Genomic DNA, 14,078 nt, shown 5'->3' with positions numbered 1-14,078 from the left:
CGTGATTGAGTGAGGGCAGGGCAAATTCTGAATAAACGAGTTTTGCGCCGCGAGTGGCCTTCAGGAAATAGAAGGATAGGATCGGGCCAACCTTGGCTTCAGGAGCTCCAGCCATGCCCCGACGCATCGCCATGCTGGCTTTCGACGGCATCAGCGCCTTCCACCTGGCCGTGCCGCACGCGGTGTTCGGCGAGGACTGGAGCGCGCAGGGCCTGCCGCCGTGCGAGCTGGTCGTCTGCGCCGAAGAGCCCGGGCGCGTGCGCAGCTCGATGGGCTTCGAGCTGGCGGCGGCGCAGGGGCTGTCGGCGCTGGTGGAGGCGGACTGGGTGATCGTTCCGTCCTGGCCCGATGTGGAGCAGCCGGCCTCGCCGGCGCTGATCGAGGCGCTGCAGGAGGCGCACCGGCGCGGCCGCACGCTGATCGGGCTGTGCCTGGGCGCCTTCGGGCTGGCCGACGCCGGGCTGCTGGACGGGCGGCGCGCGACCACGCACTGGGGCTGGGCGCCGGTGTTCGCGCGGCGCTTTCCGCGCGTGACGCTGGACCCGCAGGTGCTGTACGTGGACCACGGCGATGTCGTCACCTCCGCCGGCACCGCGGCCGGGCTGGACTGCTGCCTGCACCTGCTGCGCCGCGAGCTGGGCGCGGAGCTGGCGAACCGGGTGGCGCGGCGGCTGGTGACGCCGCCGCACCGCCAGGGCAGCCAGGCGCAGTACGTGGAGCAGCCGGCGCCGGCCAACAGCGGCAGCGACCGCGTCGCGCGCACCATGCAGTGGTGCCTGGGCCGGCTGGACGAGAAGCTGAGCCTGGACCGGCTGGCCGAGCACGCCGCCATGAGCCGGCGCACCTTCACGCGGCGCTTCCAGCGCGCCACGGGCCTGAGCGTGGTGCAGTGGCTCACGGCGCAGCGGCTGCAGCTGGCGCGGCGGCTGCTGGAGACGGGCGAGGCGCCGGTGGAGCAGGTGGCGGCGCAGGCGGGCTTCGGCACGGCGCTGTCGCTGCGGCTGGCCTTCGCGAAGGAGCTGAACACCACGCCGGGGCAGTACCGGCGCGAGTTCGGCTTCCAGCGGGTGGCGCTGGACTGAGCGCCGGCGCTCAGTCCACCCCGGCCGCCAGCGCCTTCTTCGCCGCCCGGGCCGCGGCCTTGGCGGCCTTGGCTTCCTTGACCACCTCGAAGCGCGCCAGCGTCTTCTGGCGCGCTTCCTCGTGGTCCACGATGGGCAGCGGGTAGTCCACGCCGAGCTCGATGCCGGCGGCCTCCAGGTCCACCGGCTTGGCCAGCCAGGGGGCGTGGATCAGGTCGTCGGGCAGCTTCGCCAGCTGCGGCAGGTAGCGGCGGATGAAGCGGCCCTGCGGGTCGAACTTCTTGCTCTGGCTCACGGGGTTGAAGATGCGGAACCAGGGTTGCGGATCGCAGCCGGTGCCGGCGGCCCACTGCCAGTTGCCGTTGTTGGAGGCGAGCTCGTAGTCGTTGAGCTTCAAGGCGAACCAGCGCTCGCCGCGCCTGTAGTCCAGCCCCAGGTCCTTGACCAGGAAGCTGGCCGTGACCATGCGCAGCCGGCCGTGCTGGTAGCCGCTTTGCGCGAGCTGCAGCATGGCCGCGTCCACCAGCGGGTAGCCGGTGCGGCCCTCGCACCAGGCGGCGAACAGCGCGTCGGCGTGCTTGCCCTTCTCCCACTTCACGTGGTCGAACTCGGGGCGGTAGGCGTGCTCCACGATGCGCGGGTGGTGGAAGAGGATCTGCTGGAAGAAGTCGCGCCAGGCCAGCTCCGACAGCCACACGCGCGCGCCGCTGGAGCCGGCCTGCGTGCGGCGCCAAGCCTCGCGCGCGAGCTGGCGTACCGACACGGTGCCGAAGCGCAGGTGCGTGCCCAGGTAGCTCGGCCCCTTCACGGCCGGGAAGTCGCGCGTCGCGTCGTAGCGGTCGATGCGCTCGGCCAGGAACTCCTCCAGCAGCGCCTGGCCGCCGGCGGGGCCGGTGGGCAGCTTCAGCTGGTGCAGGTTGGTGGTCTCGAAGCCCAGGGCTTCCAGGCTCGGGACCGGCTGGCGCAGGTCGTCCGGCACGGGCGCCAGCGAGGCGGCGTGGCGCGCCACGGGATAGGCGCTGAGGTAGTAGTCGTCGAGCTTCTTGAGCCAGGCGTTGAAGTAGGGCGTGAAGACGCTGTAGGGCGTGCCGGCGCCGCTGAGCACCTCGTTGCGCTCGAAGACGAGGTGGTCCTTGCTGGCGTGCAGCGCGATGCCGTCCTGCGCCAGCGCGCCGCGCACGCGCGCGTCGCGCGCCAGCGCCGCGGGGTCGTCGTCGTGGTTGAGGTAGACGGCCTGCACGTGCAGTTGCCGCGCCAGCCGCACGATCTCGTCGGCACCGTGGCCGTGGCGCACGATCAGCCCGCTGTGCTCGGTGCCGTGGGAGGCGCCCAGCGCGCGCAGCTGCGCGTCCAGCCCGATGAGGCTGTCGCGGATGAACTCCACGCGCCGGTCCTGGCGCGGCAGGCCGGCGAGCAGCTCGGTGTCGAAGATGAAGGCGCACCACACGCGCCGGGCATGGCGCAGCGCGTGGTAGAGCGCGGCCTGGTCGTCGGCGCGCAGGTCGCGACGGAACCAGACGAGGGCGGTGTCAAGGTCCTTGTTCACGGGTGTCAGTGTGGCCCGGGAATAGAATGCCGCATGGCTGAGCGTGGCATCGATCTGACAAACCAGTTCCTGATTGCCATGCCTGGCATGGCGGACGACAACTTCGCGGGCGCGGTGGTGTACCTGTGCGAGCACAGCGACAAGGGCGCCCTGGGGCTGATGATCAACAAGCCCACCGACATCACGTTGCGCCACCTGTTCGAGAAGGTGGACCTGAGCCTGGACCGCAGCGACCTGGCCGACGAGCCGGTGTATTTCGGCGGCCCGGTGCAGACCGAGCGCGGCTTCGTGCTGCACGAGGCGCTGGGCGCGGCGCGCTTCAGCTCCACGATGGCGGTGCCCGGCGGGCTGGAGATGACCACCAGCAAGGACGTGCTGGAGGCGCTGGCGCACGGCACGGGCCCGCGCCGCGTGCTGGTGACGCTGGGCTACAGCGGCTGGGGCGCCGGGCAGCTGGAGGAGGAGATCTCGCGCAACGGCTGGCTCAACGTCGCCGCCGACCCGAAGATCATCTTCGACACCCCGGCCGAGCAGCGCTACACGCGCGCGCTGTCGCTGCTGGGGATCGATCCGCGCATGCTCAGCGGCGAGGCGGGGCACGCATGAGTGGTGAGGCGCCCGGCGGCGTGGGCCGCGCGCAGAGCTTTCTCGCCTTCGACTTCGGTGCCAAGCGCACCGGCGTGGCCAGCGGCAACACCGTCACGCGCAGCGCCACGCCGCTCAAGACCATCGCCACCGAGAAGGCCGACGTGCGCTTCGCGGCGATCGAGAAACTCATCCGCGAGTACCAGCCCGATGCGCTGGTGGTGGGCGTGCCGCGCCATCCCGACGGGGCGCCGCACGACAATACGCACCGCGCGCAGCGCTTCGCGCGCCAGCTGCACGGCCGCTTCAAGCTGCCCGTGCACGAGGTGGACGAGCGCTACACCAGCACCGAGGCCGAGGCCGGCGGTGCGCGCGACCTGGACGCGGCTTCGGCCGCGCTGATCCTGGAGCAGTTCCTGAGACAAGCATGAGCACCCTTTCACTGGACGCCGAGGCGCTGTACGGCGAGCTGCGGCGCGGCGTCGCGCGGCTGCTGCGTCCCGCCGACACCGAAACATCCGCGCTCGTGGGCGTGTGGAGCGGCGGGGCCTGGCTGGCCGAGCGGCTGCACGCCGACCTGGGCCTTCCCGGCGCGCCCGGCGTCATCTCCAGCGCGCTGCACCGCGACGACTACGGCTCGCGCGGCATGCACCTGACCGACGCCACCAAGCTGCCCTTCGAGATCGAGGGGCGCCACATCCTGCTGATCGACGACGTGCTCTACACCGGGCGCACCACGCGCGCGGTGATCAACGAGCTCTACGACTTCGGCCGCCCGGCCAGCGTGACGCTGGCGGTGCTGGTGGACCGCGGCGGGCGCGAGCTGCCCATCGAGCCCGCCTTCGCCGCCGCCAAGCTCGCGCTGCCGGCCGAACAACGCCTGTCGCTGGCGCGTGATGCCGCCGGCCGCTTCACCTTTGCCCTGGAGGGCGCCGCCTGATGCTGTCGCGCCGCAATCCCCAGCTCAACAGCCACGGCGAGCTGATCCACCTGCTGTCCACCGAGGGCCTGCCGCGCGCGGTGCTCACGCAGATCCTCGACACCGCCTCGACCTTCCTGGCCGTGGGCGAGCGCGAGATCAAGAAGGTGCCGCTGCTGCGCGGCAAGAGCGTGTTCAACCTGTTCTTCGAGAACAGCACGCGCACGCGCACCACCTTCGAGATCGCGGCCAAGCGGCTGTCGGCGGACGTGATCAACCTCGACATCGCGCGCTCCTCGACCGCCAAGGGCGAGAGCCTGCTCGACACCATCGCCAACCTCTCGGCCATGCAGGCCGACATGTTCGTGGTGCGGCACAGCGAGTCCGGCGCGCCCTACCTGATCGCCCAGCACTGCGCGCCGCACGTGCACGTGGTCAACGCCGGCGACGGGCGCCATGCGCACCCGACGCAGGGCCTGCTGGACATGTACACGATCCGGCACTTCAAGAAGGACTTCACCAACCTCACGGTGGCGATCGTGGGCGACATCGTGCACTCGCGCGTGGCGCGCTCGGACATCCACGCGCTCACGACGCTGGGCGTGCCCGAGATCCGCGCGGTGGGTCCGACGACGCTGGTGCCGGACAACCTGCGCGAGATGGGCGTGCGCGTGTGCCGCGACATGGCCGAGGGCATCCGCGACGCGGACGTGATCATCATGCTGCGGCTGCAGAACGAGCGCATGGGCAGCGCGCTGCTGCCCAGCGCGGGCGAGTTCTTCAAGCACTACGGCCTGACGCCGGAGAAGCTGGCGCTGGCCAAGCCCGACGCCATCGTCATGCACCCGGGCCCGATCAACCGCGGCGTGGAAATCGACTCGGCGGTGGCCGACGGGCGCCACAGCGTGATCCTGCCGCAGGTGACCTTCGGCATCGCCGTGCGCATGGCGGTGATGAGCATCATCGCCGGCAACGACGCCTGACCTCGAGACCGTTTCGTTCATGAAGATCCTGATCAAGAACGGCCGCGTCGTGGACCCGGCCTCCGGCCGCGACGAATCGGCCGACGTGGCCATCGCCGCGGGCCGCATCCTGACCATCGGCAACGTCAACCCGGACTTCGAGGCCGACCGCGTGATCGACGCGCAGGGCCTGGTGGTCGCGCCGGGCCTGGTGGACCTCGCCGCCCGGCTGCGCGAGCCCGGCCACGAGCACGAGGGCATGCTGGAAAGCGAGCTGGCCGCGGCCGCGGCCGGCGGCGTCACCAGCCTCGTCTGCCCGCCCGACACCGACCCGCCGCTCGACGAGCCCGGCCTGGTAGACATGCTCAAGTTCCGCGCCCGCAAGCTCAGCCGCTGCCGGCTGTTCCCGCTGGGCGCGCTCACGTGCGGGCTGCAGGGCAAGGCGCTCACCGAGATGGCCGAGCTCACCGAGTCCGGCTGCATCGGCTTCGCGCAGGCCGAGGCGCCGGTGCGCGACACGCAGGTGCTGCTGCGCGCGCTGCAGTACGCCAGCACCTACGGCTACACCGTGTGGCTGCGCCCGCAGGACCCATGGCTGGGCGCCGGCGTGGCCGCCAGCGGCGCAGTCGCCACGCGCCTGGGCCTCTCGGGCGTGCCCGTGGCGGCCGAGACGGTGGCGCTGCACACCATCTTCGAGCTGGTGCGCAGCACCGGCGCGCGCGTGCACCTGTGCCGCCTCTCCAGCGCCGAAGGGGTGGAGCTGCTGCGCCAGGCCAAGGCGCAGGGGCTGCCGGTGACGGCGGACGTGAGCATCAACTCGCTGCACCTCACGGACGTGGACATCGGCTTCTTCAACGCCGCCATGCGCCTGACGCCGCCGCTGCGCCAGCAGCGCGACCGCGACGCGCTGCGCGCGGCGCTGGCCGACGGCACCATCGACGCGCTGGTGTCCGACCACACGCCGGTGGACGAGGACGCCAAGAACCTGCCCTTCGCCGAAGCCGAGCCCGGCGCCACCGGGCTGGAGCTGCTGCTGAGCCTGGCGCTGAAGTGGGGCCACGACCAGGGCCTGACGCTGGCGCAGTCGCTCTCGCGCGTGACCAGCGGCCCGGTGGCCGTGCTGGGCGAAGCGCTGGGCTCGCTGGCCTCCAGCGCTGGGCGCCTGGTGGAGGGTGGCGTGGCCGACATCTGCCTGTTCGATCCGCAGGCGCAGTGGGGGCTGGAGGCTGCGCAGCTGCGCAGCCAGGGCAAGCACACGCCCTTCGCCTTCGAGCTCACCGGCAGCATGCTGCCCGGGCGCGTGGTGGCCACGCTGGTGGCCGGCACGGTGGCGCACGAGGCCTTCTGAGGCACGTTCCGCCTGCCGGCGCCCCGATGCAATTGCCGCCCGAGACGACGCCGACGCTGGCGGTGTCCGCCCCGGCCGCCGTGTCGCCGCTGCGGCGGCTGCGCGCGCTGTGGCGGCTGGCGCGCACGGTGCTGCACGGGCTGCATGGGCTGGTCATCGTGCTGCTGCTGTTCCCGTCCTACGGCCCGGCGCAGCGGCAAGCGCGCATCGGCTGGTGGTCGCGCAAGCTGCTGGCCACGCTGGGGCTGGAGCTGCGCGCGCAAGGCAGCTTCCGCTCGGGCGCCAAGCTGATCGTGGCCAACCACGTGTCGTGGCTGGACATCGCCGCCATCCACGCGCTGTGCCCGCAGGCGCGCTTCGTCTCCAAGGCCGAGGTGCAGGCCTGGCCCCTGGTGGGGCGGCTGGTGGACGCCGCCGGCACGCTGTACCTGCAGCGCGAGCGCGCGCGCGACGCCATGCGCGTGCTGCACGCCATCACGCAGGCGCTGCGCGACGGCGACACGGTGGCGGTGTTCCCCGAGGGCACCACCGGCGAGGGCCATGAGCTGCTGCCTTTCCACGCCAACCTGCTGCAGGCTGTGATCGCCAGCGGCGAGCCGGTGCAGCCGGTGGCGCTGCGCTACAGCGATCCGCTGCACGCAGTGAGCCCGGCCGCGAGCTTCGTGGGCGACATGACGCTGGGCCAGAGCCTGTGGCGCCTGGCCTGCGCGCAGGGCCTGGCAGTGCAGCTGCAGGTGCTGCCGCCGCAGGCGGTGGCGCATGCCGACCGGCGCGCCCTGGCGACGCAGCTGCGCGACACCATCGCGCACGCACTGCAGGCCCGCTGAGGGCCTCGGCGATGCGGACCCGCGCGCCATCGACCAACCCTTCAGAAAACAGTCTGGAGTTCCCATGAGCGAGCAGATGCTGCTGGCCTTCGACGACGAGGCGCCGCTGGCGCAGGCCCTGGCGCAGGCGCTGGGCGTGCCGCTGGCCTTCGTGCAGCGGCACCGCTTTCCCGACGGCGAGCTGCGGCTGCGGCTGCCCGAAGGATTGCCGTCGCGGGTGCTGATGCTGCGCGGGCTGCAGCAGCCCAACGAGAAGCTGACGGAGCTGCTGCTGTGCGCGCCGGCGGCGCGCGAGTTGGGCGCGCGCGAGCTCGTCCTGGTGTCGCCGTACCTGGCCTACATGCGCCAGGACATGGCCTTCACGCCCGGCGAGGTGGTGAGCCAGCGCCACGTGGCGGCGCTGCTGGGCGGGCTGTTCGACGCGGTGCTGACGGTGGACCCGCACCTGCACCGCGTGACCTCGATGGAGGCGCTGTTCCCGGGCCGGCGCGGGCTGGCGCTGTCGGCGGCGCCGCTGCTGGGCGAGTGGGTGGCGCGGCAGCTGGGCCGCCCGGTCCTGATCGGCCCGGACGAGGAGGCGGCGCAGTGGGTGCAGGCCGCGGCGCAGGCGCAGGGCCTGGAGCACGGCATGGGCTGCAAGCGCCGGCTGGGCGATCGCGAGGTGGTCCTGGAGCTGCCGCCGCTGGAGCTGGGCGGCCGCGCGGTGGTGCTGCTCGATGACGTGGCCAGCACGGGCCAGACGCTGATCGCCGCGGCCACGCAGGCGCTGGCGCGCGGGGCGGCCTCGGTGGACGTGGCGGTGACGCACGCGCTCTTCGTGGGCGATGCACTGGCGCAGCTGCACGCGGCCGGCGTGCGCCACGTCTGGAGCACGGACGCCGTGCCGCACCCGAGCAACGTCGTGAGCGTGGCGCCGCTGCTGGCGCAGGCCGTGGCGCGGTTGTGAGGCCGGATGACCGGCCGCTGCGGCTGGAATGAAAAAGGGGCCTCGCGGCCCCTTCGTCTTGTGGCGCGGGCCTGGCTTCAGGCCTTGCCTTGGTTGGCCACCGCGGCGGCGGCCTTGGCGGCGGCTTCAGCGTCGCCCAGGTAGTAGCGGCGGATGGGCTTGAGCTCGGCGTCGAGCTCGTAAACCATCGGGATGCCGTTGGGGATGTTCAAGCCGACGATGTCGGTGTCGCTGATGCCGTCGAGGTACTTCACCAGCGCGCGGATGCTGTTGCCGTGGGCGGCGACGACGATGCGCTGGCCGGACTTGATGGCCGGGGCCAGCACCTCGTTCCAGTAAGGCAGCACGCGCGCGACGGTGTCCTTCAGGCATTCGGTGAGCGGCACCTGCTCGGGGTCGAGCTGGGCGTAGCGCGGGTCCTGGCGCTGGCCGCGCGGGTCGTTGGCCTCCAGCGCCGGCGGCGGCGTGTCGTAGCTGCGGCGCCAGACCAGCACCTGCTCGTCGCCGTACTGCTTGGCCATGTCGGCCTTGTTGAGGCCCTGCAGCGAGCCGTAGTGGCGCTCGTTGAGGTGCCAGTCCTTGACCACGGGCAGCCAGGTGCGGTCCATCTCATCCAGGCAGTGCCACAGCGTCCAGATGGCGCGCTTGAGCACCGAGGTGTAGGCCACGTCGAACTCCCAGCCGCCTTCCTTGAGCAGCTTGCCGGCCTGGCGGGCCTGGGCCACGCCAGTGTCCGTCAGCGGCACGTCGGTCCAGCCGGTGAAGCGGTTTTCGAGGTTCCAGGTCGATTCGCCGTGGCGGATCAGCACGAGCTTGTACATGGGCAGGGACTCAAAGCCTGAGAGTGAAAAGAAGGGCTGTGGCCGCTGTCGTTGGCAACGGGCGTGCGCGCCGGCGGCAAAGCTGCAAATTCTATAATCCACGGCTTTGGCAACCCCTCGAACGCCGTGCGATTCCTGCTCGACAACTGGTACCTGGTCCTCACCGCGCTCGTTTCGGGCGCACTGCTGCTGTGGCCGGTGATCCGCGGCGGCGCCGGCAGCGGCATCAGCACTGCTGAAGCGGTGCGGCTGATCAACCGCGAAAAGGGTGTGCTCATCGACGTGCGCGAACCGGCCGAATTCGCCAGCGGCCATGCCGTGGGGGCACGCAACGTGCCGCTGTCTCAACTCGAGACCTCCACCGCGCTGCCGGGCAACAAGACGTTGCCGGTGCTGGTGCTGTGCGCCACCGGCGCGCGCGCGTCGCGCGCCGTAGCGCTGCTCAAGAAGCGCGGCTACGAGAACTGCCAGCCCGTGGCCGGCGGCCTGGCGGCCTGGCGCGAAGCCAACCTGCCCACCGAGTCCGCGGCCTGAGCCTGAGGCCTGCCCGGCCGCATGAAGGGCAGGGCGCCGCCAAGGGCGGTTGATGGCGCAACCATGCCTGGCAGCTGCCTGTCGTGCGCGCCGCCGGCGCTGGCCGGCGCAGGGGCAAGTCGCCCGGCACCGGCAAGGGTTGAAGGCGAGGCGGACAATGGCTTGTCCTCAACCACTGCCGCGCGTGCCGCGCCCTGCCTGCGATGAATGCCGTCAAGATGTACACCACGCTGGTCTGTCCTTACTGCCAGCGCGCCAAGCAGCTGCTCAAGCAGCGCGGTGTCGAACACATCGACGAGGTGCGCATCGACCAGGACCCGTCGCAGCGCGACGTGATGATGAAGATCACCGGGCGGCGCACGGTGCCGCAGATCTTCATCGGCGAGACCCACGTGGGCGGGTGCGACGACCTCATCGCGCTGGACCAGCGCGGCGGTTTGGTGCCGCTGCTGCAGGGCTGATCGCCCGGCGCCGTCGTCCCGTCCGGGACGGCCCGCGCCCCGCCGGAGCCGCCACGGCGCTGCGTGATAATCGGCCACGCCCGCATGTCGCGGGCCTTCTTTTCTTCGAGACAAGACCATGGCCGACGACCAAGAGCAGAACCCGGTGTTCCAGATCCAGCGCATGTACCTGAAGGACCTGTCGCTGGAGCAGCCGAACTCGCCCCAGATCCTCACCGAGCAGACGCCGCCGCAGGTCGAAATCAACCTGGGCCTGTCTGCCGAGACCATCACCGACGGCATCTACGAGGTCTGCGTCACGGCCACCGTCACCACCAAGATCGGCGAGAAGACGCTGTTCCTGGTCGAGGCCAAGCAAGCCGGCATCTTCGAGATCCGCAACATTCCGCAGGACCAGCTGCAGGCCATCATCGGCATCGCCTGCCCGGGCATGGTGTACCCGTACCTGCGCGCCATCATTTCCGACATCTGCACCCGCGCCGGCTTCCCGCCGGTGATGCTGGCCGAGGTGAACTTCCAGGCCATGTACGAGGCCCAGCAGCAGCAACTCGCCGCGCAGGGCAACGGCGTCGCCTGACGTGCTTGCGCGCGGTCGCGGCATGAAGATCAGCGTGCTGGGCGCGGGCGCCTGGGGCACCGCGCTGGCGGTGCAGGCTGCCGCGCGCCACGAGGTGCTGCTGTGGGCGCGCGATGCGCAGCAGGCGCAGGCGCTGCAGGAGCAGCGCCGCAACCAGCGTTACCTGGCCGAAGTGGCGTTGCCCGCGGCGCTGTCCGTGGGCAGCGATCTGGCCGCCGCGCTGGCGCATGCGCACGACGGGCTGCTGGTGATCGCCACGCCCATGTCGGGCCTGCGCGGCATGCTGCAGGTCCTGCCCGCGAGCGCACGCGCGCTGTGGCTGTGCAAGGGCTTCGAGGCCGACACCGGGCTGCTGGGCCATGAGATCGCGCGCGAGGTCTGCCCGCGTGCGTCTACCGGAGTGCTGTCGGGGCCGAGCTTCGCTGCCGAGGTGGCGCAGGGCAAGCCGGCGGCGCTGGTGGCCGCCAGTGCCGATACGGCGCTGTGCGAGCTGGCCGTGCAGGCCTTCCACGGCGAGGCGCTGCGCATCTACATCTGCGACGACCCGGCGGGCGTCGAGGTGGGCGGCGCGGTGAAGAACGTGCTGGCCATCGCCACGGGCCTGTGCGACGGGCTTCAGCTGGGCCTCAACGCCCGCGCCGCGCTCATCACGCGTGGCCTGGCGGAGATGACGCGCCTGGGCGTGGCGTTGGGCGCGCGGGTGGAAACCTTCATGGGCCTCTCCGGCATGGGCGACTTGGTGCTCACCGCCACCGGTGATCTCTCGCGCAACCGCCGCGTGGGCCTGCAGCTTGCTGCCGGGCGCACGCTGGCGCAGGTGCTGACCGATCTGGGCCACGTGGCCGAGGGCGTCTACAGCGCCGCCACGGTGCTGCGCCGCGCACGCGACAAGGGCGTGGAGATGCCCATCACCGAGGCCGTCGTGGCCGTGCTCGAAGGCCGGCTGTCGCCGCATCAGGCCGTGCTGCACCTCATGCAGCGCGCGCCCAACACCGAACGACGCGGCTGAAACGCGAAGGGCTGGCGCGTGGCTGGCCTTCGCTCCTCCTGAAAGCCTGGCGGCGCCTTCTACACGGCGCCGGCGTAGCCGTTCTGGCGCCAGGCTTCGAACACCGATACGGCCACCGCGTTGCTGAGGTTCAGGCTGCGCTGCCCGGGGCGCATGGGCAGCCGGATGCGCTGTGCCGGGTCGAACTGCTCGCGCAGCTCCGGTGCGAGCCCGGCGCTTTCGCTGCCGAAGATCAGCCAGTCGCCCGGACGCCAGCTCACCTCGCCCAGCAGCCGCGTGCCGCGGGTGGTGAAGGCGAAGCGGCGCTGCGGATCGGGCTGCTCCGCGGCCAGGAAGGCGTCCCAGTCGGCATGGCGGCGCACACTGGCGTACTCGTGGTAGTCCAGGCCGGCGCGCTGCAGCAGCTTGTCCTCCATCGAGAAGCCCAGCGGCTCCACCAGGTGCAGTGTGCAGCCGGTATTGGCCGCCAGCCGGATGACGTTGCCCGTGTTGGGCGGGATCTGCGGATGCACGAGAACGATGTGGAACATCGCGCGATTGTGCGGGAGCGCGTGGGCGCGCCCTGAGCGAGGGCCGCTCAGGCCTGTGACGGCCGCGGCGTGCGCGCCAGCACCCACAGCTGCACCGCCGCGGCGCCGGCGTCCAGCAGCGTGCGCGCGGCCTCGGCGGCGGTGGCGCCGGTGGTCATGACGTCGTCCAGCAGCGCCACGCGGCGCCCGCGCAGCGCGGCGGCGCGCCCGGTGGCGATGCCGAAGGCGCCGCGCACGTTGGCGCTGCGCTGGGCTTGCGCCAGACCGCTCTGCCGGGGTGTGTCGAAAAGGCGCAGCAACAGCCGGGCGTCGCAGCGCAGGTCCAGCGGCGGCGCGAGCCGGCGCGCCAGCTCCCAGGTCTGGTTGTAGCCGCGCTCCTGCAGCCGATGCGGGCCCAGCGGCAAGGGCAGCAGCAGCTCGACCGGTGGCGGTGCCTCGCACCGCACCGCCTGCAGCAGCAGCGCGGACAGCGCGCCGGCGAGGTCCAGCCCGTCGTGGAACTTCAGCTGGCCGATCACGCCGTTCCAGGGCCAGGCGTAGTCCAGCGCCGCGACGCAGCGTTCGAAGGGCAGGGGCGCGTGCAGGCAGTCGGCGCAGGGGACGTCCGGCTGGGGCAGCGGCAGCGCGCAGCCGGAGCAGCGCGTCACGGGTGGGATGAATCGCGTTCGGCAGTCGCGGCACAGCCGTCCGGCGTCCCAGGCGCGGCACACGGCGCACTGGCTGGGCAGCGCCGCCGCGAGCGCGGCCAGCGCACAGAAACCCTGACGGAGGCGACTGGCGAGCATCGGGTCAATATACTGCCGCCCCCGCCATGAATGCCTCCACCGACTCCTCCAGCCCCCGCGCGATCGACACGCGCGCCATCGAGCGCGCCGTACGGCGCATGGCCCAGGCCGCCGAGCCGCCCTGGCTGCATGCCGAGGCCGCGCGGCGCATGGCCGAGAAGCTGCCCATGATCCGGCGCACGCCGGAGGCGGTGCTGCAGTGGTCGGGCTTCCTGGGGGCCAGCGAGGCGCTGCTGCGGGAGGCCTATCCGCACGCGCAGCAGCTCGTGGTCGAGCCCGCGCTGGTGCGCCGCGAGCGCGCCGCGCCGGTGCCGGCGCCCTGGTGGTCGCCGCGGCGCTGGGCCGGCGCCGCGCCCGCTGCCGAGCCGCTGGCCGAGGAGGCCGTGACGCCCGGCAGCGTGCAGTTGCTGTGGTCCAACATGGCGCTGCAGGGCCAAGCCGACCCGACGGCGCTGTTCGCGCAGTGGCACCGGGCGCTGGCGGTGGACGGCTTTTTGATGTTCTCCACCTTCGGCCCGGGCACGCTGGCCGAGCTCCGCACCCTGTACCGCGAGCGCGGCTGGGGCTCGCCCATGGCCGAATTCGTGGACATGCACGATCTGGGAGACATGCTGGTGGCAGCAGGATTTGCCGATCCGGTGATGGACCAGGAAGTGCTGCACCTGAACTGGGCCGATGCCGCGGCCGCGCTGGCCGAGCTGCGTGGCTTGGGTGCCAACGCCGACACGCGCCGTGTTGCAGGCTTGCGCACTCCGCGCTGGCAACAGCGCCTGGTTGATGCTCTGCAGGCGCTCGGCAGCAGTGACGGGCGCCCGGCGTTGTCTTTCGAGCTGGTGTACGGCCATGCCTTCAAGGCGGCGCCGCGTCCGCGCGTGGCGGCCCACACCGAGGTCGGCCTGGACGAGATGCGACAAATGGTGCGCTCGCGCCGCAGTCCCTGAGGGGTTTTCCCAAGGTTGCGCCGGGCGTCGAAATCAAGCAAAGATGCTTCGATGCCGCCCAAAGTCTGCCTAGAATCCAGCGGTTTCTGGGTCAGATTTGCGTTTCGTCAACGACAAAATCGGCAAAACCTGCTTCAGACCTGGCGCAAAAACGCCAATGTCTCGGCCCGAGTCCTCGCTTCCACATGACCGCGACCGTCGCTCC

The 14,078-nt window shown here is 71.7% G+C and carries 17 protein-coding genes; 13 read left to right on the top strand and 4 right to left on the bottom strand.

The window, feature by feature from the left end:
• Positions 1 to 113: 113 nt before the first annotated feature.
• Positions 114 to 1,082, top strand: coding sequence for a GlxA family transcriptional regulator (locus H537_RS0100985; RefSeq protein WP_028996419.1), 969 nt, complete (start codon positions 114 to 116; stop codon positions 1,080 to 1,082).
• A gap of 10 nt (positions 1,083 to 1,092) precedes the next feature.
• On the opposite strand, the gene H537_RS40335 is transcribed toward H537_RS0100985, so the two are convergent.
• Positions 1,093 to 2,628 carry a cryptochrome/photolyase family protein gene (locus H537_RS40335; protein ID WP_043457955.1) on the bottom strand — a complete coding sequence of 512 codons (1,536 nt, stop codon included), beginning with the start codon at positions 2,626 to 2,628 and terminating at the stop codon, positions 1,093 to 1,095.
• Between the two features lie 33 nt (positions 2,629 to 2,661).
• Between H537_RS40335 and H537_RS0100975 the strand changes: the two genes are divergently transcribed.
• The 7 genes from H537_RS0100975 to H537_RS0100945 all read left to right on the top strand — a co-directional run bounded on the left by H537_RS0100975 (position 2,662) and on the right by H537_RS0100945 (position 8,215).
• Complete coding sequence (locus H537_RS0100975) at positions 2,662 to 3,234, top strand: YqgE/AlgH family protein (RefSeq protein WP_028996418.1); 573 nt, start codon at positions 2,662 to 2,664, stop codon at positions 3,232 to 3,234.
• The gene (ruvX, locus tag H537_RS0100970) at positions 3,231 to 3,644 is read left to right on the top strand and encodes a Holliday junction resolvase RuvX (protein WP_028996417.1); all 414 of its coding nucleotides are present in this window, start codon (positions 3,231 to 3,233) and stop codon (positions 3,642 to 3,644) included. Before H537_RS0100975 ends, ruvX begins: the two co-directional genes overlap by 4 nt.
• A complete protein-coding gene (pyrR, locus tag H537_RS0100965) occupies positions 3,641 to 4,153 on the top strand; it encodes a bifunctional pyr operon transcriptional regulator/uracil phosphoribosyltransferase PyrR (protein WP_028996416.1) in 513 nt (170 codons plus the stop codon). The genes ruvX and pyrR overlap by 4 nt, the downstream gene beginning before the upstream one ends.
• Positions 4,153 to 5,115 carry an aspartate carbamoyltransferase catalytic subunit gene (locus H537_RS0100960; RefSeq protein WP_028996415.1) on the top strand — a complete coding sequence of 321 codons (963 nt, stop codon included), beginning with the start codon at positions 4,153 to 4,155 and terminating at the stop codon, positions 5,113 to 5,115. Before pyrR ends, H537_RS0100960 begins: the two co-directional genes overlap by 1 nt.
• A 19-nt stretch (positions 5,116 to 5,134) precedes the next feature.
• Positions 5,135 to 6,442, top strand: a complete 1,308-nt coding sequence (locus H537_RS0100955; protein ID WP_028996414.1) for a dihydroorotase — start codon at positions 5,135 to 5,137, stop codon at positions 6,440 to 6,442.
• Positions 6,443 to 6,468: 26 nt separating this feature from the next.
• Positions 6,469 to 7,269: a lysophospholipid acyltransferase family protein gene (locus tag H537_RS0100950; RefSeq protein ID WP_211234948.1), complete on the top strand. Its 801-nt coding sequence runs from the start codon at positions 6,469 to 6,471 to the stop codon at positions 7,267 to 7,269.
• A 64-nt stretch (positions 7,270 to 7,333) separates the two neighbouring features.
• Positions 7,334 to 8,215, top strand: a complete 882-nt coding sequence (locus H537_RS0100945; protein ID WP_028996412.1) for a ribose-phosphate diphosphokinase — start codon at positions 7,334 to 7,336, stop codon at positions 8,213 to 8,215.
• Positions 8,216 to 8,292: 77 nt separating this feature from the next.
• Here H537_RS0100945 and gpmA read toward each other — a convergent pair whose 3' ends face one another.
• Positions 8,293 to 9,036 (bottom strand): 2,3-diphosphoglycerate-dependent phosphoglycerate mutase, encoded by a 744-nt coding sequence (gene gpmA / locus H537_RS0100940; protein ID WP_028996411.1) that lies wholly within the window; start codon positions 9,034 to 9,036, stop codon positions 8,293 to 8,295.
• A 126-nt stretch (positions 9,037 to 9,162) separates the two neighbouring features.
• Between gpmA and H537_RS0100935 the strand changes: the two genes are divergently transcribed.
• The 4 genes from H537_RS0100935 (at position 9,163) to H537_RS0100920 (ending at position 11,617) form a co-directional block, all read left to right on the top strand.
• Positions 9,163 to 9,570: a rhodanese-like domain-containing protein gene (locus tag H537_RS0100935; RefSeq protein WP_028996410.1), complete on the top strand. Its 408-nt coding sequence runs from the start codon at positions 9,163 to 9,165 to the stop codon at positions 9,568 to 9,570.
• Between the two features lie 203 nt (positions 9,571 to 9,773).
• Entirely contained in the window at positions 9,774 to 10,031 is a 258-nt protein-coding gene (gene grxC / locus H537_RS0100930) for a glutaredoxin 3 (RefSeq protein ID WP_028996409.1), read from the top strand.
• Between the two features lie 118 nt (positions 10,032 to 10,149).
• Positions 10,150 to 10,608 (top strand): protein-export chaperone SecB, encoded by a 459-nt coding sequence (secB, locus tag H537_RS0100925; RefSeq protein ID WP_028996408.1) that lies wholly within the window; start codon positions 10,150 to 10,152, stop codon positions 10,606 to 10,608.
• Positions 10,609 to 10,630: 22 nt separating this feature from the next.
• Positions 10,631 to 11,617, top strand: a complete 987-nt coding sequence (locus tag H537_RS0100920) for an NAD(P)H-dependent glycerol-3-phosphate dehydrogenase (RefSeq protein ID WP_028996407.1) — start codon at positions 10,631 to 10,633, stop codon at positions 11,615 to 11,617.
• Between the two features lie 59 nt (positions 11,618 to 11,676).
• Here the strand turns inward: H537_RS0100920 and H537_RS0100915 are convergent, their stop codons facing one another.
• Together H537_RS0100915 and H537_RS0100910 are read right to left on the bottom strand one after the other, a co-directional pair.
• A complete protein-coding gene (locus H537_RS0100915) occupies positions 11,677 to 12,147 on the bottom strand; it encodes a tRNA (cytidine(34)-2'-O)-methyltransferase (protein WP_028996406.1) in 471 nt (156 codons plus the stop codon).
• A 47-nt stretch (positions 12,148 to 12,194) separates the two neighbouring features.
• Entirely contained in the window at positions 12,195 to 12,932 is a 738-nt protein-coding gene (locus tag H537_RS0100910) for a hypothetical protein (protein WP_051241454.1), read from the bottom strand.
• Between the two features lie 26 nt (positions 12,933 to 12,958).
• On the opposite strand from H537_RS0100910, the gene H537_RS0100905 reads away from it, so the two are divergent.
• Positions 12,959 to 13,873 (top strand): methyltransferase domain-containing protein, encoded by a 915-nt coding sequence (locus H537_RS0100905; protein WP_051241452.1) that lies wholly within the window; start codon positions 12,959 to 12,961, stop codon positions 13,871 to 13,873.
• Positions 13,874 to 14,078: the final 205 nt, after the last annotated feature.

This window comes from Azohydromonas australica DSM 1124 (assembly GCF_000430725.1).
GTDB classification, from domain to species: domain Bacteria; phylum Pseudomonadota; class Gammaproteobacteria; order Burkholderiales; family Burkholderiaceae_C; genus Azohydromonas; species Azohydromonas australica.
This window is presented reverse-complemented; position numbering and strand designations above follow the sequence as displayed.